Origin of the sequence: Streptomyces sp. CA-135486 (genome assembly GCF_050936555.1) — a bacterium.
Lineage (GTDB): Bacteria > Actinomycetota > Actinomycetes > Streptomycetales > Streptomycetaceae > Streptomyces.
In genome coordinates, this window is the sequence record NZ_JBNJMM010000002.1 from 2,692,546 (window position 1) to 2,713,485 (window position 20,940).

Sequence of the window (20,940 nt, forward strand, 5' to 3'; positions counted from 1 at the left end):
TGCACGCGTTCCGCGTGGCCGAAGGTGATGGGGAGCAGCGTGGAATCAGCGACGGGGCAGGACGTACCAGGCACCCTGCCCGAGGGACTCGCCGACGCGATACGTGACGCCGCCGAGGACATCGCCGCGCTGCTGCGCGGGGTCGCCGACACGGGTGCGCCGGTGCCCGGGTCGGAATGGACCATCGGCGAGGCAGCGGCGCATCTGGCGCAGGCCAACGAGCTGATGGCCGACATCGCGGCGGGGCGCGAGCGGAGCCACGGTGACGGCACGCCGCAGAGTCTGGCCGCGGCCAATGAGCGTGCACTCGCAAAGTTCGGGGAGCGTGGGGCCGATCCGCTGGCGGCGATGATCGCGTCGCAGGCCGATGCCTACCTGAAGGCGATGGACCAGGGAACGGCGGAGCAGACTGTGCTCACCCCGCTGGGCCCGATGAGCCGGGTGGAACTGGGCTCGTACCTGCTGACGCACATGCTCGGCCACGGCTACGACCTCGCGCGCGCGGTGGGCCGCCCGCACATGATCGATGCCGCCCGGGTGGAGCTCACCCTGCCCTTCATGATCACGACCATGCCCCGGGTGACCAACGCCGCTGCCACAGCCGGGCTGACCGCGCGCTACCGGGTCCGCATGCGGGGCGGCACAGGCTTCGGGGTCAGGTTCACGGACGGTGCCGTAGCCGTGAGCAGTGAGTCCCCGAGCCGCCCCGACTGCACGATCCTGACGGAGCCGGTCACGTTCCTGCTGATGGCGCTGGGCCGCTGCGAGCCGTGGAGCGCGATCGCCCGGGGGCGGGTGCTGGCGTGGGGCCGAAAGCCGTGGCTGGCTCCGCGGTTCCCGACGCTGTTCACGGCGCCGTGAGCTCAACGGCCCCGCGGCGATGAGGCGTTCATCGGCTTTGGGTTCGGCTCCTACACGATCTCAGGGTTGATCGTGTCGAAGTAGACGCAGCCGGTGCCCCGGTCAAAGTAGAAGTGTCCCTGGTAGACCGACTTGGTGATCTGCCGGTCATAGCGGGGGCTGTTCATCCACTCAGGGTGTTCGGGAAGGAATTGCGCCAGTGCTTCCGGCACTTTCGACGGGCTACCGAGAGCAAAGCCGTACGCCGAACTCCTGACGATCGATGCGACTGCACCCGCCGGCAGCTGAGCGATTCCGACAACTCGGATCCGAGGATCCTGGTCGGGGATGGTCTCACGTCCGGAATCGTTCGGGTTGTAGCCGAGCCAATGCGGATCGGAGAGCTGCCCGATGGCACGGAATCGACGCAGCAGCGGTTCCGTGTCCTTGCGCACTCTCTCGCGATCAGGGGCGGGAGTGTCACCGCTCGCCGCATAGACGCCGGTCCCGCCGGCCAGCACAGCCAGCCCACCCAGGACGAACAACATGCGGCGGCTGAGAAAGCTCGGCTTGGACACTCGCGTGGCCCCCCTTGTCCGGAGGACGGATCCTATCCCGTAGCGCTGTCCGGCCGGGTGCGTCAGCGGCGCAGGACCGCCTCCATGACGCGCTTGGCGATCGGTGCGGCGATCTTGTCTCCGGACGCTGTCTCGCCGGTTCCGCCGGGAGCCTCGACGACTACGGCGACGGCAACCTCCGGGGATCCGGACCCCTCCGTCCTGGCGTAGGAGATGAACCAGGCGTACCCGGTGGCACTTGTGCCGCTGCGGAGCTGCGCCGTGCCGCTCTTGCCGCCCACCAAGCTCCCGGGAACCTGGGCCCTGAATCCTGGTCCGTCGCCCTGGACGACGTACTCCATCATCTGCTGCAGCTTCCTCGCGTTGAGTTCACTGAGCGGTCGGCTCAGCGCCTTGGGCTTGTGCTGCTCGATGAGCTTGCCGTCGGCGGTCCGCAGGCTGGCGACCAGGTAAGGCTCCATGAGTGAGCCCTCGTTGGCGACGGCCGCGGCGACCATGGCCATCTGCAGAGGGGTGACGCTGGTGCTGCCCTGTCCGATGCCATCCAGGGCGTTGAGCGAACCATCGTCCGCGGGATAGACGGACTTGACCGCGGGCAAGGGGGTGGTGATCTCCTTGTTGAAGCCGAATGCCGCGGCCTGCTGGCGCATCTTGGTGTTTCCGAGGTCATTGCTGATCTTGGCGAAGACGGTATTGCAGGAGTACTGGAGTGCCGACAGGAGCGAGGCGTTCTCGCACGCGCCGCCGCCCTCGTTCTTCAGCTGGACCGTGGTCTCCGGGAGCACCCACGGCACAGGCGAGTCGGTGGCTGCGTCGACGTTGCTGTAGAGGCCGTTCTGCAGAGCGGCTGCGGCGGTGACCACCTTGAGGGTGGAGCCCGGGGGATAGGTCTGCCTCAGCGCGCGGTTGAGCATGCGCTTTTTCTTGTCACTGTTCAGGGCCGTCCACTCAGCCCTGTCGGCCTTGGACGCGCCGGCGATCTTCGACGGGTCGTAGGAGGGGGAGGAGGCGAGCGCGAGGATCTTGCCGCTGCTCGGGTCGAGTGCCACGGCGGCGCCCTGTTTGCCCTGCAGGCCCTCGTACGCGGCTTTCTGGGCAGCGGCCTCGATGGTGGTGAACACCTTCCCGGCGACGGCTGAACCAAGTCGGGAGTCGGTGCCGGTCAGAAGCTTGTCCTCGACGCTCTCGAGCAGGCCCGTGCCGAACAACTGGGAGGCATAGCCGGTGACGGGTGCGTACATGGGGCCGTCGGTGTACGTGCGCTTCCAGCGCAGTTTCTGCCCCGTGTCCGAGGAGCCGGTGACGGGTTTGTCGTTCACCAGGATGAGTCCGCGCGGCCGGTCGTAACGGCCGTGCGGGCCGGGGTCGTTGATCCGGGTGACGAGCATGGGCGTGACAGTCGCCGCAGCGGCGAGAAGGACGGCGACCCCGCCGAGCCCAACGCGGCCGCGGCGAGTGCGCGGCAGGGGAAGCCGGCGCGGCTGTCTGTGAGCCGGGCCGTCGGCGGGCTTGGACAGATCGACCAGGACGGGCTGTGGCGCATCGCCGTTGGGAACGGTGTCTTCTGGCACCGTGTCGTCGGACGCGTCGTCTGCCGAAGCCGGGGCGCCGGATGCGGTGTCCGGCTGCTCATCGGCGGATGCTTCCGCGAGAGGCGTGCCGGACCCATCCGTGCCGGACCCATCCGTGCCGGTGTCCAACTGGGCGCGAGCGGCCTCCGCCACACGTGGAATGTCCCCATCGGCGACCTGCTCGAGGGCCCGGCGGGCGGCCAGAGCGCGTGCGGGGTCGCTGTCCGCGAGCCATTCGCCCAGGGCGGCGACAATGCCGAGCGCGATGGCCGGATGGGGATTCGCGAGGCCACTGGTCCAGGTATCGGGCAGGGAGGCGGAGGGGAGGGGGACGCCGGCGGGACTGCGGGCGAGCAGGATCTCCCCCTCGGCTCCGTAGAGCCAGCGTTGTGGTGTCTGCGCGACATCGTCGGCTCGCAGCCGGTCGAATGCGTAGGCGTAGGCGTCGTCCACCGAGATGTAACCGTCGTGGTCGGTGTCGGCCGCGCCGCTGCGAATGCCGGTCACCAACGCGCTGGTGAACACAGATCCCGGCAGGACTTCCCCGGGGACCGGCTCGCCTTCGAACGAGTACTCGGTTGCCCGGGAGGCCGTCAGCACGACCCTGCCGCGGGCGTGACCGTGGAACCGCTCGCCCAGTCCCAGGTCGGTCTCTCCCTTACTGCGTTGCGCGAACGCGCCACTGAAGCAGCAGTCCAGGATGACGACCTGTTGGCGTGCCCGGCAGTCGTCCAGCTGGTCGAGGACCCATTGCGCCTCCACTCCGGTGGCGGCCAGCCGGTCCTTGCGGGTGTCCGCGGCGGCGAAGTACAGACGCCTGCGGGCATCGACGAGCCCGTGGCAGGACACGTACACCACCACAAGGTCGTTCGGGGCACGGTGGGCGAGGAATTCCTCGAATGCCAGCCGGACATCCTGAGCCGTCCGGTCGATCACCTGGGTGACCGTGAACCCGCCGATCCCCGGATCGGAGAGGACGTCGCTCAGACCGGCCGCGTCATGTGCGGGCGCGCGCAGTCGGCGCAGTGACGGATCGGCGTACGTGGAGGTCGCCACCACCAGAGCCAGCCGCCGCTCGGCGGGTAGCTCAGGTGTCGGCTGCATGGCGGGCGAGCCAGGCACTGATGAGCAGCTCCTGCTGCGCCGAAGTCGCTCCGGTGACCTTCAAGGTGTCCCCGCCGAGGCTGATTTCGACCACTCGGTCCGTCCGTCCCGCCCAGCCGCGTACGGCGTTCACCAGCGCCCGCAGCCCCTCTGCGGTGCGCAGTTGGATGGCCAGCCAGCCCACCACCGTTGCGAGCCCCTTGGCGTGCGCCGGCTCGGCCGGCTCACTCACCGGATCGACCGCCATGACGTCGAGATCGAGCAACTCCGTGCGCAGTCGACCGGTGACTTCGGCGAGTTCCTCCGGATCGCCGTCCGGAAGTGACTGAACCTGCACGTGCAGGCCGATGACGTCCGACACAAGGCCCCCTCCTACCCAGACCACTGAGCGTAGCCGCTCGGCCACGCCCGTGCGGGCTGCTTCCACCGGATCCGTGAGGCGCCGTCAGCGCATGTACAGGGCGTCGATGTCGGCCGCGTACGCGCCCGTGATCGCCCGTCGCTTGAGCTTCAGCGTCGGTGTCATCAGACCGTCGTCCACACTGAATTCGTTCGGCAGGACGCGGAACGCGCGGATGGACTCCGCCCGCGAAACCCGGGTGTTGGCCCGGGACACCGCCCGTTGGATCTGCGCGCGCAGGTCCTCGTCGTTCGCCATCACCGACATGGGCGCCTGTGGTTTCCCTTTCAGCGCCTGCCAGTGGGCCAGGGCCTCGGGGTCCAGGGTGATGAGTGCCGCGATGTACGGCTGGTCGTCGCCCACGATCAGACACTGCGAGATCAGGGGATGGTGGCGCAGCTGCTCCTCCAAAGGCAGTGGGGCCACGCTCTTGCCGCCGCTGGTGATGATGATGTCCTTCTTGCGGCCCGTGATGACGAGATAGCCCTCGTCGTCGAGACGGCCCATGTCGCCGGTGGCGAACCACCCGTCTCGCAGCACCGCTTCGGTGGCCTTGGCGTTGTTGAGGTAGCCCGCGAAGACCGTGTCGCCGCGTACCCACACCTCGCCGTCCGTCGCGATGTGTACGGCGCAGCCGGGGATGGGCCGGCCCACCGTGCCGAATCTGACCTCTCCCGGAGGCTGGGCCGTGATCGCGCCCGCGGTCTCGGTGAGGCCGTAGCCGTCGTACACGGTGATGCCCGCGCCCGAGAAGAACAGTCCCAGCTCCCTTCGGAGCGTCGAGCCGCCGGAGACGGCGTTGCGCACCTGGCCGCCGAGCACGGCGCGCAGCTTGCCGTACACCAGACGGTCGTAGGCGGCGTGCAGGACCTTCAGCGACGGGCCGGGGCCGTGGCCCGACCCGATGGAGTGCCGTTCCACGGCCTCGGCGTAGCGCACCGCGACGGCCGCGGCCCTGTCGAAGAGGCTGACGTGCCCTGCGGCCTCAGCGGTACGGCGGGCCTTGTGGAAGATCTTCTCGAAGATGTACGGCACGGCGAAGAGAAACGTCGGCCGGAAGGATGCCAGGGCGGGGAGCAGTGCCTCGGGCGTCAGATCCGGCTGGTGGCCGAGGCGGACGCCGCCGCGCAGACAGGCGACCACGACCATCAGCCCGTAAATGTGCGCGACAGGAAGGAAGTTGAGGATCGACGGCTGGACGCCGGGCTCGGCGAGGATGCCACCCCAGCCTGCCACCAGGATGTCGCATTCGGCGGCCAGGTTCGCGTGAGTGATGAGACAGCCCTTGGGTGTTCCGGTGGTGCCGGAGGTGTAGCAGATCGCGGCCATCTGGTCGGGCAGTACGGCAGCGCGGTGACGGTGAATCAGTTCGTCGTCCATACCGCGGCCCTGTTCGATCAGGGATGCCACACAGCCCAGGTCCATCTGCCAGATCGCGGACAGCCGCGTCTCCTCGTCGCAGGCGGCCGCCACGGTCATCGCGTGGTTCTCGTGCTCGACCACGACGGCCCGGACCTCGGAGTCGTACAGGATCCAGCGCACCTGCTCAATGGACGACGTGGGGTAGACCGGAACGATCTCGGCGCCGAGGGACCACAGGGCGTACGCCAGAACCGTCCACTCGTAGCGCGTACGGGACATCAGGGCGACCCGGTCGCCGAAGCGGATGCCGCCGGCCAGGAACCCCTTGGCCACGGCCATGACTTGGTCGCGGAACTGCTCCGCGCTGATCGGCTCCCAGTCGTCGGGCCCCGTCCGGCGGGAGAACTGCACCAGGGAGGGATCGCGTTCGGCGGTCTCGTACACCGAGTCGGCGAGGCCCCCCGACCAGGCCGGTTCGACACGGCGCGGAGGACCGATTCCCTGCATATGGCCTCTCCCTTACCGTGTTCGGGGCGTCGCGCGCTGTGCAACTCGGGGAGCGAAAGGTACCTGTTGGAGGCGTTCCGTGCCTAGATTTCGGTCACATCCAACGCCTGCCGTTCGCGAGATGCAACGACGACAGCTCGTACGCAGAGCCGTGTACGAGCTGACCCTCTGACGGTACGAGTAACCCAACGTGAGCATGGGCTCGTTGTACATGCGCAACGAGTGGACAAGCGCGACAAGGGGGTCGCCGCCCATGGCGAACAGCAACAGTGGACCCGAACGCCGAGCTGCAGATCATGCCGTTGCGGCAGCCGCACCATGCCGGTACGGACGGCCCGATGCAGAGCTACAGCGGCTCTGAGGGTGACAGCTGCGTGGAGGTCGCCCGCCTGGCCGACGCCGTCCACGTCCGCGACTCCAAGGAGAAGGACGGGCCGCGGTTCGCGGTGACTCAGGCCGCGTGGGTGGAATTCATCGGGTTTGCGGCAGTCTGAAGCGTCTGCGGGCAGTTGGAGCCGGGGGACGAGATCCCGGCCTCGGCCCGCACGAGCCGCACCGCGGGTTCAGCGATCGCCCCATGCCTGGCCGTCTCCCTGCCCCTGACCCGCCACAGCCACCTGATGTCCCGTCCGAAGGACCAGCTGAGCAGCGCCAGCGCCGAGGCGACCGCCGCGAACGCAAGCAGGCTCGGGAGAACCCCGGCGGCGACCACCAGCAGGACGATCCCCTGCAGCGCGGCCACCGTCTTACGGGCCGTGCTCGGCGGCAGGGCTCCGTTCAGCCACGGCAGCACCCGGGCCGCCGCGACGAAGGCGTAGCGCATGGTGCCGATCAGCAGTACCCACGGGCCCAGTGACATGGCGACATGAATGCTGAGCACCAGGATCAGGAAGGCGTCGACCTCCATATCGAAGCGTGCCCCCAGCGGGGACGCCGTCCCGGTGCGCCTCGCGACCTTGCCGTCGACCGCGTCGAGGATCAGCGCCACCGTGGTGAGAGCGACCAGGACCGTGACCGGCGGCGGGCTCTCGAAGGAGTCAGCGACCAGCGCGGTCACACCCCCGACGAGCGTCGCGCGGGCCAGCGTGACGCGGTTGGCCGGTCCGAATGACTGGAGCCAGGACCGGCGCAGTGCGCGGGTGAGCACCGCCCAGGTGGCGACCGCGAAGGCCAGGCCGGTCAGCCAGCCCGCGGGTCCCAGGCCGATCGCCGTGCCGAGCAGGGCCAGCAGGAGGATCTGCGCGCCTGCTCCCACCGCCGTCTCGTGCCGCAGCGGCCTCATGTCGTAAGGGTTGTTCAGGGCCACCGTGCACCCTCCGGGGGTGTGACAGATTCGATCAGTCCCGCGTACCGTGTCCGCGGCTTGCAGTGATCAGTACGTGCATCCTCACCCGACTGTTCAGGAGGACGCCAATGGAGCGTGGCGCTCGTGCTTTCTGGCTCCGGTCTCCCGGTCACGGGGAGATCCGGGACGTTGTGCTGCCGGAACCCGGCGACGACGAGGTGCTGGTGCGCACGCTCTGTTCCGGGGTGAGCCGTGGCACGGAGACGCTCGTCTTCCGCGGCGGCGTACCGCAGAGCCAGCACGGCGCGATGCGGGCGCCGTTCCAGGACGGCGAGTTCCCCGGGCCCGTGAAATACGGCTATCTCAACGTCGGTCTTGTCGAAGAAGGACCGCGGCACCTGCTCGGCCGTACGGTCTTCTGCCTCTATCCGCACCAGACCCGGTACGTCGTCCCCACGAGCGCCGTGACTCCCGTGCCGGACACAGTCCCCGCCCGGCGGGCCGTGCTGGCCGGGACGGTGGAGACCGCGGTGAACGCCCTGTGGGACGCCGCACCGCTGATCGGCGACCGGATCGCCGTGGTCGGGGCAGGCATGGTCGGCGCCGGCGTCGCCGCCGTACTCGCCAAATACCCCGCCGTCCGCGTCCAGCTGGTCGACGCGGAACCCGCACGCGCCGGCATCGCCAAGGCGCTCGGCGTCGACTTCGCGCTCCCTGAGGACGCCGCGGGCGACTGCGATCTCGTCGTCCACGCCAGCGCCACCGAGGCCGGACTCGCCCGCTCACTGGAACTCCTCGCCCCGGAGGGCACCGTCCTCGAACTGAGCTGGTACGGCGACCGGCGGGTCAGCCTGCCGCTGGGGGAGGCCTTCCACTCCCGCCGTCTGGTCGTGCGCAGCAGTCAGGTGGGGACGGTGTCACCGGCCCGAGGGGCCCGCCGGACCTACGCCGACCGCCTCGCGCTCGCGCTCGACCTGCTCGCCGACCCCGCCTTCGACGCGCTGATCACCGGCGAGTGCGCCTTCGACGAGCTGCCGCAGGTGCTGCCGAGGCTCGCCTCCGGGGAGCTCCCGGCGCTGTGTCACCGCGTGCTGTATGAAACTGCTGCTGATCCGGCCTGAACAACGAGAACAGGCCGGCCGTACTACAGGTCAGATGTGCTGCCGCACCTGGAGGTTCACCCGTTGTTCAGTATCACCGTCCGTGATCACATCATGATCGCTCACAGCTTCCGCGGGGAGGTCTTCGGGCCCGCGCAGCGCATGCACGGAGCGACGTTCCTTGTGGACGCCACCTTCCGCCGCCCCGAGCTGGACGCCGACAACATCGTCGTCGACATCGGTCTGGCCACGCGGGAACTCGGCGCGGTGGTCGGCGAGCTGAACTACCGCAATCTCGACGACGAGCCCGACTTCGCCGGCATCAACACCTCCACCGAATTCCTGGCCAAGGTGATCGCCGACCGGCTCGCCGACCGGGTGCACGCAGGGGCACTGGGCGAAGGCGCCCGCGGCCTGGCCGGGATCACGGTCACCCTGCACGAATCACACATCGCCTGGGCGAGTTACGAGCGCACCCTGTGAACCGGGCCGACGCCACCAGGGCGAGTGAGCGCTCGGTGCACATCGTGCTGCCCGGTGGCGTCGACGACCCGGCCGCCCCCAGCGGCGGCAATGTCTACGACCGCCGGGTGTGCCGGGACCTGCCGTCCATCGGCTGGCAGGTCCACGAGCATGCCGTCGCGGGCAGCTGGCCACAGCCGGATCCGGCCGCTCGCGCCGAACTGGCCCGCATCCTGGCCCAGGCAGCGGACGGCGCCGTCGTGCTCCTCGACGGACTCGTCGCCTGCGCCGTACCCGACATCGTCGTCCCCGAGACGCAACGGCTGCGGCTGGCGGTGCTGGTGCATCTGCCGCTGGGCGACGAAACAGGACTCGCCCCCGCCCGGGCGGCGGCCCTGGACGCCCTTGAGCGCGAAACCCTGCGCGCCGTGCCGGTGGTCGTGGCGACCAGTGTGTGGGCGGGCCGCAGGCTCGTGGCCCACCACGGGCTCGCCCCCGGCCAGGTCCGTGTCGCCGCACCCGGCGCCGACATCGAGCCCGAGGCGCCCGGCACGGACGGTGTCTCAAGCCTGTTGTGCGTCGCGTCGGTGACCCCGCGCAAGGGACAGTACCGGCTGGTGAAGGCACTTGCGGCCGTCGCGGACCTGTCCTGGGTCTGCGTATGCGCCGGGGGCCTCGACCAGGACCCCGGCTATGTCGCCGGGCTCAGACAGCTGATCGAGAAGTCCGGCCTCGGCGACCGGATCCAGCTCCTCGGACCGCAGGCCGGTGCGGAGCTGGACGCGAGCTACGCCGCCGCCGACCTCCTGGTGCTCACGTCGTACGCCGAGACATACGGCATGGCCGTGACCGAGGCGCTCGCGCGCGGCATTCCGGTGCTGGCGACGGCCGTTGGCGGTCTTCCGGAGGCGGTCGGGCAGGCACCGGACGGCAGCGTGCCCGGCCTGCTCGTACCGTCGGCGGACCCGGCGGCACTCCCGGCGGCGCTGCGCAGCTGGTTCGGCGATCCGGGCCTGCGCGGTCGGCTGAAGGTAGCCGCGGGAGAGCGGCGCACCGCGCTGGACGGGTGGGAGACGACGGCACGGAATCTGGCCGGTGCCCTGGAACGCATCCGAATCGAACCCCGGAGGGCCGCGTGAGTACGACCGACGCGCCTGGTTATGCCCCCGAGTGGCTGGAGCTGCGGGAGGGCGCCGACGCCGCCGCCCGCGCCACCGGACTCCTCGACCCGCTCCAGCACTGGCTCTCGGGCCGGGACCGCGAAGACGCCGGGCAGGTGATCCGCGACCTCGGCTGCGGCACCGGCTCCATGGGGCGCTGGCTCGCACCCCGGCTGACCGGATCCCAGCACTGGATCCTGCACGACCGCGACCCCGCTCTGCTCGACCTGGCCGCCGTGCGGACGCCCCATACGGCGGCCGACGGCAGCGGTGTGACGGTCACCACCGAACGCGGTGAGATTGCCGGCCTGTGCGCGGAAGACCTGGCCGGCACCTCGCTGCTGACGGCCTCCGCTCTGCTGGACGTGCTCACCCGCGACGAGGTGGACGGGCTCGCCAAGGCGTGCGCGGGGGCCGGATGCCCCGCGCTGCTCACGATCTCCGTGGTGGGACGGGTCAAGCTGACGCCCGCCGAACCGCTGGACGCCGAGATCGCCGCCGCGTTCAACGCCCATCAGCGCCGCAACGGTCTGCTCGGACCCGACGCCGTCACGGTGGCCTCCGAAGCCTTCGCACGGCGGGGAGCGACGGTACGGACCCACGCGAGCCCCTGGCGGCTCGGCGCCGACGACTCGGCGCTGATCGCGGAGTGGCTGCGGGGCTGGGTGGGCGCGGCCTGCGAGCAGCGCCCGGCCCTCGCGTCGCGCGCGGATACGTATCTGCTGCGGCGCCTGGCGGCATGTGCGGCGGGCGGGTTGCGGGTGGCGGTGCACCACAGCGATCTGCTGGCGCTGCCCCGGCCGACGGGCGGGACCTCATGAGCGGGCAGACGGTCCGGGCCCGCCTCGGCACGCTCGCCGGAGTGGGCATCCTCGGAGTGCTGGTCTGGCGTCTTGGCACCGGCGCGTTCCTGGACGGGTTGCGCAGGATCGACGGCCCCACCCTGCTGGCCGCCCTCGGACTCGGCCTGCTCACCACCGTGTTCAGCGCCTGGCGCTGGCGCATCGTCGCCCGCGGGTTGGGCATCCGGCTGCCGCTGGGCCGCGCCGTCGCCGACTACTACCGCGCGCTGTTCCTGAACGCGGCACTGCCCGGTGGCGTACTCGGCGATGTGCATCGCGCGGTACGACACGGGCAGCACACCGGTGACGTCGGGCGGGGCGTTCGCGCGGTCGTCCTCGAACGGACCGCGGGCCAGCTGGTCCTGATCGCCGTCGGTGTGACGGTCCTGCTCGCCCAGCCGTCCCCGGCCCTGGCGCAGCCCCGCCACCTGGTCACGTCACCGGGGACCGCCCTCGCGCTCGCCGTGGTGTCCGCCCTGGTGATCGCGGTCGCCCTCCGGCTCAGAGGCAAGCCGGGCACATCGCGATGGCACCGGGCGGTCCGCGCCACGCTGGCCGAGGCCCGCCTCGGACTGCTCGCCCGCAGCAGCTGGCCGGGCGTCGTGTTCTCGTCCGTCGTGGTGCTGGCGGGGCACCTCGGTACGTTCCTGCTCGCCGCCCGGGCCGCGGGGGCAACCGCGCCGTTCGCCGAGCTGGTGCCCCTGATGCTGCTGGCCCTGCTCGCCATGGCGCTGCCGCTGAACGTCGGCGGCTGGGGCCCCAGGGAAGGCGTCACCGCGTGGGCCTTCGGCGCCGCCGGCCTGGGCGCCGCCCAGGGCCTGACGGTCGCCGTCGTCTACGGAGTACTCACCTTCGCCGCGAGCCTGCCCGGTGCCGAGGTGCTCGCCGGCCAGTGGCTCGCCCGCTCACGGCGCCCGCAACTCCAGCTCGAAGAGCGTGTCCTCGCCGAGGGCGGCACGACGCACCGGCGGACGGAGCGCGTCCCGCATCACCGGCGTGCCGGCGAAGCGGAGCCCCGGGACGCCGTCGCCGATCACGACCGGCGCCACGGTGACGTAGAGCCGGTGCAGCGCCTGCTCGTGCAGGAAGCGTGACACGGTGACGCCGCCGCCCTCGATCAGCACCCGGCCCAAGCCGCGCCGCGCGAGCGCCTGCACCAGGCGGCCCGGGGCGAACGCCTCGCTGTCCGGCAGCGTCAGCACCTCAACGCCGTCGCGGCCCGGAACGGACTTGCTGCGGTCACCGCCCTTGCCCACGACCCACAGCGTCGGCGCTGCTTCGTCGGTGAACACCCGGCGCCCCAGCGGTACGCGGCCGTGCGGATCGAGGACGACGCGCACGGGGTTGTCACCGGGGCAGGCACGCACCGTCAGTTGCGGGTCGTCCGCGACCGCGGTGCCCGCCCCGACGACCACCGCGTCGGCGAGCGCACGCAGGCGGTGCAGATGAAGGCGGTCCTCCTCGCCCGTGACGAAGTCGGCGTCGCCGGTACGCGTCGCTATGAAACCGTCCAGGCTCTGCCCGAGTTGGGCGAAGGTGAAGTGCGGACCGGCCAGGCACAGCGGCAGATAACGGTCGGCCAGCGCCTCCGCCTCGGGCGTGGCGGTCTGGCTCCAGCGCCGGCCGCCGTCCGCGCTCCGGACAAGTCCGGCGGCCTCGGCGTCCGCCCCGGACCGGATGCGGCGCAGCCGCTCCCAGGCCTCGGCCGCATCCAGTACGTCGCTGCGGTTGGTCATCGGGTCTCCCGCCGGGTGAGGAGTGAGACGTACTCACCGAAGGATTCGACAAGTGAGGCCAGCAGTTTCTTTCCCTTATCGGCGGATGCCATTGACGGACGGCCGATCACACCGGACTTGGTGTAGGCCGTCATACCCAGCGTGAGCAGATGCTTACGGTCGTCGGCCAGGAAATCGGAGGTTTCATAACCAGGGCGGACGAGTTCGGGATGGGAGTGCAACAGGATGGACGTCTCCACTTCCCCGGCGTGCATATCGCTGTGCGACGGGGTCTGTACACCGGCCGCGGCGCGTGCCGCATCCCAGTCCGCCGAGCCCGGGAAAAGAGCCATACGCATCCCGCTGCCGGCGGATTCCTGAACCACATTGCGCAGTACGTAATTTCCGCCGTGGCCATTGACAAGTATCAGGGAACGGACACCGGACCGGCGGAGCGAGTCGGCGATGTCCCGTACGACGGCGTGGAGGGTCGCGGCGGAAATGCTGACCGTTCCCGGCCAGGCCGCGTGCTCGTGCGAGCAGGAGATCGTGAGAGGAGGAAGGTGATGAACCGGATGGGCTGCGGCGATCTCCCGGGCGATCGTGCAGGCGACGACCGTGTCGGTCACCAGGGGAAGGAACGCTCCGTGCTGCTCGAAGCTGCCGATCGGGAGGACGGCGACATCGGCCTGCCGGGTCCGCACGTCCTCCGTGGAGTCCCTTGGCAACAGGCCCGATGCCGGGGGCGTTTGTGAACCACTCATTGTTTTAGGGCCTTTCGTTGTTCGCTCCGCGCGCCCATGGTCGAATGTGATGAAACGGGCAGGCAGTTGATGCTCCTTCGTCATTTTGGCCTACGATGCCGGGAGCTTGCCAGATAGGATCGGGGTCATGACAGTAAGTGATGGCGTGTTCGGCGACAGTGTTCGTACGTCAGGTGTCGAACGAGTGGTGGATGTACGGCTGTCCACCTCGCACGGCGATTTTCTCGCCATCGGCTACCTGGACCGCGAAAGCGGTGACGAACAAATGGTGCTGGTATACGGCGAAGCCGAGAAAGAAGGAGCACTTGTCCGCGTGCATTCGGAGTGCCTGACCGGAGACGTCTTCGGGTCCAAGCACTGTGAATGCGGCGATCAGCTGACCGCCGCACTGCACGCCATCGTGACGGCAGGGCGCGGCGTTCTCGTCTACCTCCAGGGTCACGAGGGTCGCGGGATCGGCCTGTTGGGCAAACTGCGGGCGATGAAGCTCCAGGCGGAGGGGCTGGACACGGTCGAGGCGAATCTCGCCCTCGGGTTCCCGGCCGACGCCCGCGACTACCGGGTGGCGGCGGAGATCCTGCACGAGCTCGGTGTCCGGTCGGTGCGGCTGCTGTCGAACAACCCGCTCAAGCGCGAAGCGCTGCTGCGGCACGGCATCAAAATCACCGAGCAGGTTCCCCTGCTGATACCGCCGAGGGAAGAGAACATGTCCTATCTGTGGACCAAGCGGGAACGCCTCGATCACTACCTGCCGCATCTGGACAGCGTGGCCGACTAATCCCGAGGCCGTGTGGCCGGCCGCCGGCCGTGGTGGGCAAGGTGGCGGGTGGCGGGTGGATGCCGATGCCGCACCGCGACCGGTGGCGGCCGGGCCGCGCAGGGAGATCGCACTGCCGCGCGCCGCGCGCCGCGTGCCACGCGGTACGGGTCTTCCGGGCCCCCGAGCCCGAACAGGGTGAGCGAGGCTGTGACGGCAGCGCAAGGTGTCCGGGTGGTCGGGGCCCATGGAGCCCTCCCGCGCGTCGAGCGCACTGTGGTGCACATCTGATGTGGCTCGAAGTGGCGGCCCAACTGGCCCAGCTTTGTAGGCCATTTCCTGGCGGGCTGCGAGGGTGTGCCGGGGTGATCGGCACCTGCTGATGCTCGCGCGGGGCGTCGGCAGGCCGCCAGGTGCGGGGGTGCGGGCCCGGCCTCCTCCCGGCGCCGAAGCCTGCCCAGGAAGGTCACGGCTCGTTTCGTCCACCTCACACGGCGTGCCCACGGGGCTGCGAGATGTGTGATTTATGTCCTTGACATACGCGCAATTCCACCGTCGCCGGGCACTCATACCTTCTGGCCATGGAAAACAACCTCGGGCGAAGAGGCTTCCTCCGCCTCTCTGGAACAGCCGCCCTTACCGCGTCGCTCGGCAGCGCCCTCACCGCGTGTGGATCGGCCGACAAGAAGTCCTCATCAGCCAAGCCCGGCCGTACCGTGCGACTTGGATTCATCGCGTTGACCGACTGTGCGCCCCTGGTGATGGCGGAGGAACTCGGGTACTTCGCCGAGCGTGACCTCAACGTTGAATTGATCAAGCAGGCCTCTTGGCCCGCCACCCGGGACAACCTGCTCAATGGGCAGATCGATGCCGCACATGCCCTCTTCAGCCTCCCTCTGTCCGTTGCAACGAAGATCGCGGGCAAGGGTTCCACCGACCTCAAGGTCGCCATGGTGCTGAGCAACAACGGCCAGGCCATCACCCTCAAGAAGGACTTCGCCGACGCCGGCTACGCCGACCTGAAGGCCGCCAAGGCACTCCTGGAGAAGAAGTCCCCGACCCTGGCCATGACCTTCCCCGGTGGCACGCACGACACCTGGCTGCGCTACTGGCTCAAGGCGACCAAGGCCGATCAGTCGAAGATCAAGATCGTTCCGATCCCGCCGCCGCAGATGGTCGCCAACATGAAGGTCGGCAACATGGACGGCTACTGCGTCGGCGAGCCCTGGAACGCCGTCGCCGTCAAGCAGGACATCGGCTTCACCCACATCACGACCCAGGACATCTGGCAGCACCACCCGGAGAAGGCCCTGGTTACGGGCGCCAAGTTCGCCGCGGAGAAGAAGGACGTCCTGGCCGATGTGATGGGGGCCGTCCTCAAGGCGTGCAAGTGGCTCGACGACCTGGACAACCGGGCCAAGGCGGCGACGACGATCGGCGGCCCGCAGTACGTGAAGGCACCCGCCAAGGAGATCGAGGGCCGACTGCTCGGCAGCTACGAGCTGGGGGCCGATCTCGGCACGAAGAAGTTCAGCGGCGACCAGATGATGTTCTTCCGTGATGGACAGACCTCCGCGCCGCGGCGCGGGCACGCGATCTGGTTCATGAGCCAGTACCAGCGCTTCGGGCTCCTCAAAGAGGCACCGCCGTACGCCAAGATCGCTGACGAGATCATCCTGCGCGACCTCTACGAGGAGGTCGCCGGCAAGGAGGGCATCGACGTCCCGGCAGACGACATGAGCCCGTTCCACGTGAAGCTCGACGGCACGACGTTCGACCCCAAGAAGCCGCAGGAAGAGGCGAAGCGGCCATGACGAGCTCGCTGACGCATACGGACCAGGCGGAACCGGCTGAGGCGGATGCCCAGCCGGGGCCGCCCGGCCTCCCCGCCGCCTCCCGGTCGCCCATCGGCGGCGGTTGGCTGAGTCGGCTTACCGAGCTGGGCCGCGGCTTCGGATGGGCCGTGCTCGGTACCGCGATCGTGGTGCTGCTGTGGCAGCTGGCCGCATCCTGGTCCACCGACGTCCCGGCCCCGCTCGACGGGGCACGGACGCTTCTCGACCTGCTGGGCGATCCGTTCTACGACAACGGTCCGAACGACAAGGGGGTAGGTCTTCAACTGGCCACCTCGCTGCAGCGGGTGTTCACCGGCTTCGCTCTGGCCGCCGTGGCCGGGGTGCTGGCAGGGCTGCTCCTCGGTGCGAGCCGCCGGGCCTGGCTGGCATTCAACCCGGTGGTGCAGGTGCTGCGTCCCGTGTCGCCGCTGGCCTGGTTTCCGATCTGGCTGGCCGTGTTCAAGGACGCTTCCCAGGCGTCGATATTCGTGATCTTCATTACCGCGCTGTGGCCCACGCTCCTCAACACCGCGGCCGGCGCGGCGGAGATCCCTCACGATCACCGCAACGTCGCACGGGTCTTCCGCTTCGGTCGCATCGCCTACCTGAGGCATGTGCTTGTGCCGAACGCCCTGCCGTCGATCATCACCGGTCTGCGGCTGTCGATGGGCATCGCCTGGATGGTCATCGTGGCGGTCGAGATGCTCTCCGGCAATTCCGGGATCGGGTTCTTCGTGTGGGACTCGTACAACGCCGGCAACCTCAGCTCGGTCGTCGCGGCGATCGTCCTCATCGGGCTTGTCGGTCTGATCCTTGACGCGATCCTCGTACGGCTCTCGCGCAAGGTGGCCATCGAGGAGGTTCAGTCGTGACCGTCGAGATCCGCGGGGTACACAAGTCGTTCCGCCGAAGGGGATCAGCCGCTCAGCATGTTCTGCGAGGGGTCGACCTGACAGTCGAGGAAGGGGAATTCGTCTCCTTCATCGGCCACTCGGGCTGCGGCAAGTCGACGCTGCTCAATCTGGTCGGCGGGCTTGACCGCCCGGACGCGGGTGAGATCGTCGTGGACGGCAAGGCCGTCACGGGGCCGGGTCCGGAACGGGCGATGGTCTTCCAGAACTACTCACTGCTGCCCAGGCTGAGCCTTCTCGCCAATGTGCGCGAGGCCGTCCGCGCGGCACGGCCGGACTGGTCCCGGACAAAGGCCGACGACATGGTCGAGCGGTATCTGACCGCCGTCGGACTGTGGGAGCACCGCGACAAGCGCCCGGGCCAGGTGTCGGGCGGCATGGCTCAGCGCGCCGCGGTCGCCAGGGCCTTCGCCGTGGGCCCCCGTACTCTGCTGCTGGACGAGCCGTTCGGTGCACTGGACGCGCTCACCCGCTCGCGGTTGCAACAACAACTCGTCGAGCTGTGGGGCAACGAGTCGGAGACCGAGAAGGTGCTCATGGTCACGCACGGGCTCGATGAGGCCATTCTGCTCGCCGACCGGATCGTGGTCATGTCCAACCCGCCGCAGCCGTCAGTGCGCACGATCATCCCGGTACCGATCCCGCGCCCTCGGGACCGCGCGACGATCACCAACCACCCGGCATACGCCAGTACCCAGGAGCAGTTGGCCGACCTGCTGCTCGCCGACCAGGCGGTGGCGGCCTAGCGCAGGCCGGTCCCAGGGTCGGTACACGTCTGCCGAGCCAACTTGGGGTCAGGTGGCTGCGGGTGGTGGTCTCAGCCTGATTCAACGCCTCCAAGCGGGCTGGGACCACCGCCCGCGGCCACCTCACCCTCAACCGGTTCAGAAATCACGTCATCTGCCGCCGCACCAGTTCGTGAAGATGCCCGCCCGCATGGGCGAGCAGATCGGCCGGCCGGCCCTGCTCCACCACCCGGCCGTCCGACATCACGATCACGCGATCGGCGTCCATCACCGTGGACAGCCGGTGGGCGATGACCACGCGGCTCGCGCTCAGCGCGCGGGTGGACTCGATCACGATGCGCTGGGTCTCGTTGTCCAGCGCGCTCGTCGCCTCGTCGAAGAAAAGGATGCGCGGGCGGCGGATCAGGGCCTGGGCGATCATCAGGCGCTGGCGCTGGCCGCCGGAGATCGCGCCGCCGCCGGAGATCATCGTGTGCAGGCCCATCGGCATACGCTTGATGTCCTCGGCGAGGCCCGCCATCTCCGCAGCCGCCCAGGCCTCTTCCTGGGAGAAAGCCTCGGCGCCGCAGATGCAGTCCAGGATCGATCCGGTGAGCGGCTGGGCGTTCTGCAGGACGACGCCGCACTGGCGGCGGACCGCCGCCTGGTCCAGGGCCGCCAGGTCCTGGCCGTCGTACAGGACGCTGCCCGAGGCCGGTTTGTCGAAGCCGATGAGCAGCCGCAGCAGCGTCGACTTGCCGCAGCCGCTGGGGCCGACGATCGCCACGAACTCGCCCGGCCGCACCTGGAGGGAGACGTCGTCGAGGACGAGCGGCCCGTCGTCGGTGTAGCGGAAGGAGAGCTTGCGGGCCTCGATCCCGCCGGACAGCGCCCCGGGCTGCGCGCTGGTGCCACGGACCTCCGGGGCCTCGTCCAGGACGGGCTTGATCTGCTCGAACATCGGCAGCACGGCGGCGGCCGAGACGAGCGCCCCGGAGATCTGGGTGACCGACGTCAGCAGCATGGTCACGGAGGTGTTGAAGGTCAGGAACTCGCCCGCCGACATGCTGCCGCGGGCCGGACCGGCGAGCAGCATGAACATGGTGAGCGAACAGAGCGGCAGATAGACCGCATCGAGGACCGTCGTCAGATTTCTGATCCGGCCGGCCCGCTGCTGGAGCTCGCGCGAGCGGGCGAACTCCCGCGCCCAGGCGGCGTATGCGAAGCTCTCCGCCGCGGCGACCCGCAGCTTGGGCAGTCCGCGCAGGGTCTGGAACGCCTGGTTGTTGAGCTTGTTGCCCAGCTCGACCAACTGCCGCTGCCAGCGCAGCTGCCACAGGCCCATGCCCAGGAACACGGCCCCGATGACGAGCAGCATGCCGATCGCCGCGAGCGCCAGCGGCACGCTGTAGCAGAGCAGCAGGACGAGATTCATGGCGCCGACCGTGCTCGCCTGGACGGCCACCGGGCCGATACCGGAGAGCACCCGGCGGATCGCGCTGATGCCCATCGCCGCACTGGCCAGCTCCCCGGTGGAGCGCTCGGTGAAGAACCGGGTGGGCAGCCGCAGCAGCCGGTCCCACACGGCCGGTTGAAGCGAGGCCTCGATCCGTCCTTCCATCCGCAGGACGGTGAGGTTCTGCAGCAGCATGAACGCGGCCGAGACAATGCTCGCGATCATGACGGCGAGTGCGACCTGGACGATGAGGCTCTTCTCGGCCGTCGGCACATAGACGCCGAGCACCTGTCCGGTGGCGATCGGCACCAGCGCGCCGAGGGCGACGGTGACCAGCGCGGCGAGCGCCAGATTCCGCACATCGGCGCGGGTGTCCCGCAGGCTGAAGTGCAGCAGCCGCCATGCCGTCATGGGCTGTTCGGGCAGCGGGCGGTAGAACATCACGGCGCGCGGCCCGAGTTCTTCCGCGGTGGCGCTGCCGATGCGCATCCGCAGACCGGAGGCCGGGTTCACCGCCTCGTACCGGCCCCGGCGCCACAGCAGGGCGACCGGGGCTCCGGACTTGGCCCAGTGGCCCACCAGCGGACCGGTGTTGGTGCGCCACCAGCGGCCGTCGAGCCGTACCGCGCGGGTGCGGATACGTGAGGCGACGGCGATGCGCTCGACCGGACTGATCCGGTCATTGACCGCGCCGCTCCTCGACGGCTCGCCGAGAGTGATCCCCGCTGCCTCCGCGACCCGTCGGCAGACGGCGTAGGTGGTGTCGTCGTCGGCTCCGTCCGCGGCGGGGGAGCCCCGGCCGGCCCGCTCCGGCTTTCCGATGGAGGCCAGCAGCGCCTGGTTGGCCTGGGTGCGGACGGCTTCGCCCGCCTTGATGCCCGCGGCCGTACGGTCCTCGTGAGCCCGCTCAAGACCTTCGATCCAGCGGTCCACGGCCGAGAGCAGCCGGTACTGCTGGTTGACCATCTGCTGCCACAGCGCACTGTCGACCAGCAGGTCGCCCGCCGCATCGGCGCTGTAGGTGGCGCCGTACTGCACGCTGCCCGGCGGGACCGGCATCCACAGGATGTCGTCATCGGCCATGGCCCCGTCGTTGGCCCGCCCCTCCAGGGGGGCCTGGAACAGGACACCCAGGCCACGTCCGGTGCCCAGAGCGAAGGCGTACTCCAGCGGGGTCGGTGCCTCGTACCCGGGCTGGTAGCCCGTCGCATAGGCGGTCTCGTACGTCCCGTACTCCGGCCGGTACAGCTCCCGCAGCGGAATCCGGTGCAACCGGCAGTCCTGTGACGGCCTGCCGATCAGCGTGTGCCGCGGGCCCACCACCGGACCGAGCAGCAACGTGCCCGCCTCCAGCCGGCCCAGAAAGTGCCAGTGCCCCTGCTGAGCGGCATCCACCGCGAAGAGATCCAGGGCCCCGCCGACGACGAGCCACAGCACCTGCGGCCCCTCCAGCGGCAGGCTGCGCAGCCCGGTGCAGTCGACGGGCGCGCCGAGACCGCCCAGGGCATGGGTCACCGCGTCGGACTCGCCCGGTCCCGCGACCGCGGACGGGTGAACGGAAGCCAC

Annotated in this window: 18 protein-coding genes and 1 pseudogene; 11 read left to right on the forward strand and 8 right to left on the reverse strand. The window is 69.7% G+C overall.

What is annotated here, in order from left to right; all coding sequences use genetic code 11:
* Nucleotides 1-27 precede the first annotated feature (27 nt).
* Complete coding sequence (locus ACQEVG_RS31670) at nt 28-861, forward strand: maleylpyruvate isomerase family mycothiol-dependent enzyme (protein WP_432990162.1); 834 nt, start codon at nt 28-30, stop codon at nt 859-861.
* 50 nt (nt 862-911) lie between these two features.
* Here ACQEVG_RS31670 and ACQEVG_RS31675 read toward each other — a convergent pair whose 3' ends face one another.
* The 4 genes from ACQEVG_RS31675 to ACQEVG_RS31690 all read right to left on the reverse strand — a co-directional run bounded on the left by ACQEVG_RS31675 (nt 912) and on the right by ACQEVG_RS31690 (nt 6,362).
* Complete coding sequence (locus tag ACQEVG_RS31675; protein ID WP_432990164.1) at nt 912-1,418, reverse strand: hypothetical protein; 507 nt, start codon at nt 1,416-1,418, stop codon at nt 912-914.
* A gap of 62 nt (nt 1,419-1,480) precedes the next feature.
* Nucleotides 1,481-4,093, reverse strand: coding sequence for a caspase, EACC1-associated type (locus ACQEVG_RS31680; protein ID WP_432990166.1), 2,613 nt, complete (start codon nt 4,091-4,093; stop codon nt 1,481-1,483).
* On the reverse strand, nt 4,077-4,454 hold the full coding sequence (locus tag ACQEVG_RS31685; protein ID WP_432990168.1) for a hypothetical protein: 378 nt from the start codon (nt 4,452-4,454) through the stop codon (nt 4,077-4,079). Before ACQEVG_RS31685 ends, ACQEVG_RS31680 begins: the two co-directional genes overlap by 17 nt.
* A gap of 84 nt (nt 4,455-4,538) precedes the next feature.
* Complete coding sequence (locus ACQEVG_RS31690; protein ID WP_432990170.1) at nt 4,539-6,362, reverse strand: AMP-dependent synthetase/ligase; 1,824 nt, start codon at nt 6,360-6,362, stop codon at nt 4,539-4,541.
* A gap of 269 nt (nt 6,363-6,631) precedes the next feature.
* On the opposite strand from ACQEVG_RS31690, the gene ACQEVG_RS31695 reads away from it, so the two are divergent.
* Complete coding sequence (locus ACQEVG_RS31695) at nt 6,632-6,856, forward strand: DUF397 domain-containing protein (RefSeq protein ID WP_432990172.1); 225 nt, start codon at nt 6,632-6,634, stop codon at nt 6,854-6,856.
* Here the strand turns inward: ACQEVG_RS31695 and ACQEVG_RS31700 are convergent.
* On the reverse strand, nt 6,814-7,668 hold the full coding sequence (locus tag ACQEVG_RS31700) for a CDP-alcohol phosphatidyltransferase family protein (protein WP_432990174.1): 855 nt from the start codon (nt 7,666-7,668) through the stop codon (nt 6,814-6,816). The genes ACQEVG_RS31695 and ACQEVG_RS31700 overlap by 43 nt on opposite strands.
* A 107-nt stretch (nt 7,669-7,775) precedes the next feature.
* Between ACQEVG_RS31700 and ACQEVG_RS31705 the strand changes: the two genes are divergently transcribed.
* The 5 genes from ACQEVG_RS31705 to ACQEVG_RS31725 all read left to right on the forward strand — a co-directional run bounded on the left by ACQEVG_RS31705 (nt 7,776) and on the right by ACQEVG_RS31725 (nt 12,305).
* A complete protein-coding gene (locus ACQEVG_RS31705; RefSeq protein WP_432990176.1) occupies nt 7,776-8,768 on the forward strand; it encodes a zinc-dependent alcohol dehydrogenase in 993 nt (330 codons plus the stop codon).
* Between the two features lie 63 nt (nt 8,769-8,831).
* Entirely contained in the window at nt 8,832-9,230 is a 399-nt protein-coding gene (locus ACQEVG_RS31710) for a 6-pyruvoyl trahydropterin synthase family protein (protein ID WP_360881116.1), read from the forward strand.
* Entirely contained in the window at nt 9,227-10,348 is a 1,122-nt protein-coding gene (locus ACQEVG_RS31715; RefSeq protein WP_432990179.1) for a glycosyltransferase family 4 protein, read from the forward strand. Before ACQEVG_RS31710 ends, ACQEVG_RS31715 begins: the two co-directional genes overlap by 4 nt.
* On the forward strand, nt 10,345-11,190 hold the full coding sequence (locus ACQEVG_RS31720) for an SAM-dependent methyltransferase (protein WP_432990181.1): 846 nt from the start codon (nt 10,345-10,347) through the stop codon (nt 11,188-11,190). Before ACQEVG_RS31715 ends, ACQEVG_RS31720 begins: the two co-directional genes overlap by 4 nt.
* Nucleotides 11,187-12,305: a lysylphosphatidylglycerol synthase transmembrane domain-containing protein gene (locus ACQEVG_RS31725; RefSeq protein WP_432990183.1), complete on the forward strand. Its 1,119-nt coding sequence runs from the start codon at nt 11,187-11,189 to the stop codon at nt 12,303-12,305. Before ACQEVG_RS31720 ends, ACQEVG_RS31725 begins: the two co-directional genes overlap by 4 nt.
* On the opposite strand, the pseudogene ACQEVG_RS31730 reads toward ACQEVG_RS31725, so the two are convergent.
* Together ACQEVG_RS31730 and ACQEVG_RS31735 are read right to left on the reverse strand one after the other, a co-directional pair.
* Nucleotides 12,294-12,947, reverse strand: a pseudogene (locus tag ACQEVG_RS31730) (RibD family protein); the annotation flags it as partial. The gene ACQEVG_RS31725 and the pseudogene ACQEVG_RS31730 sit on opposite strands and share 12 nt — an antisense overlap.
* Entirely contained in the window at nt 12,944-13,690 is a 747-nt protein-coding gene (locus ACQEVG_RS31735) for a creatininase family protein (protein WP_432993051.1), read from the reverse strand. The gene ACQEVG_RS31735 and the pseudogene ACQEVG_RS31730, both read right to left, overlap by 4 nt.
* A 127-nt stretch (nt 13,691-13,817) precedes the next feature.
* Here ACQEVG_RS31735 and ribA point away from each other — a divergent pair, with 127 nt between their 5' ends.
* The 4 genes from ribA (at nt 13,818) to ACQEVG_RS31755 (ending at nt 17,939) form a co-directional block, all read left to right on the forward strand.
* Nucleotides 13,818-14,468, forward strand: a complete 651-nt coding sequence (gene ribA, locus ACQEVG_RS31740; RefSeq protein ID WP_432990185.1) for a GTP cyclohydrolase II — start codon at nt 13,818-13,820, stop codon at nt 14,466-14,468.
* 560 nt (nt 14,469-15,028) lie between these two features.
* Nucleotides 15,029-16,261, forward strand: a complete 1,233-nt coding sequence (locus ACQEVG_RS31745; RefSeq protein WP_432990187.1) for an ABC transporter substrate-binding protein — start codon at nt 15,029-15,031, stop codon at nt 16,259-16,261.
* Nucleotides 16,258-17,154: a nitrate ABC transporter permease gene (gene ntrB / locus ACQEVG_RS31750; RefSeq protein WP_432990189.1), complete on the forward strand. Its 897-nt coding sequence runs from the start codon at nt 16,258-16,260 to the stop codon at nt 17,152-17,154. Before ACQEVG_RS31745 ends, ntrB begins: the two co-directional genes overlap by 4 nt.
* Nucleotides 17,151-17,939 (forward strand): ABC transporter ATP-binding protein, encoded by a 789-nt coding sequence (locus ACQEVG_RS31755; RefSeq protein WP_432990191.1) that lies wholly within the window; start codon nt 17,151-17,153, stop codon nt 17,937-17,939. Before ntrB ends, ACQEVG_RS31755 begins: the two co-directional genes overlap by 4 nt.
* A gap of 145 nt (nt 17,940-18,084) precedes the next feature.
* Here the strand turns inward: ACQEVG_RS31755 and ACQEVG_RS31760 are convergent, their stop codons facing one another.
* A complete protein-coding gene (locus ACQEVG_RS31760; protein ID WP_432990193.1) occupies nt 18,085-20,940 on the reverse strand; it encodes an NHLP bacteriocin export ABC transporter permease/ATPase subunit in 2,856 nt (951 codons plus the stop codon).

Coding starts and splice junctions, on each gene's coding strand:
- ACQEVG_RS31670 (WP_432990162.1), top strand. CDS start 28: ATGGGGAGCAGCGTGGAATCAGCGACGGGGCAGGACGTACCAGGCACC.
- ACQEVG_RS31680 (WP_432990166.1), bottom strand. CDS start 4,093: ATGCAGCCGACACCTGAGCTACCCGCCGAGCGGCGGCTGGCTCTGGTG.
- ACQEVG_RS31690 (WP_432990170.1), bottom strand. CDS start 6,362: ATGCAGGGAATCGGTCCTCCGCGCCGTGTCGAACCGGCCTGGTCGGGG.
- ACQEVG_RS31705 (WP_432990176.1), top strand. CDS start 7,776: ATGGAGCGTGGCGCTCGTGCTTTCTGGCTCCGGTCTCCCGGTCACGGG.
- ACQEVG_RS31725 (WP_432990183.1), top strand. CDS start 11,187: ATGAGCGGGCAGACGGTCCGGGCCCGCCTCGGCACGCTCGCCGGAGTG.
- ACQEVG_RS31735 (WP_432993051.1), bottom strand. CDS start 13,690: ATGAGTGGTTCACAAACGCCCCCGGCATCGGGCCTGTTGCCAAGGGAC.
- ribA (WP_432990185.1), top strand. CDS start 13,818: ATGACAGTAAGTGATGGCGTGTTCGGCGACAGTGTTCGTACGTCAGGT.
- ACQEVG_RS31745 (WP_432990187.1), top strand. CDS start 15,029: ATGGAAAACAACCTCGGGCGAAGAGGCTTCCTCCGCCTCTCTGGAACA.
- ntrB (WP_432990189.1), top strand. CDS start 16,258: ATGACGAGCTCGCTGACGCATACGGACCAGGCGGAACCGGCTGAGGCG.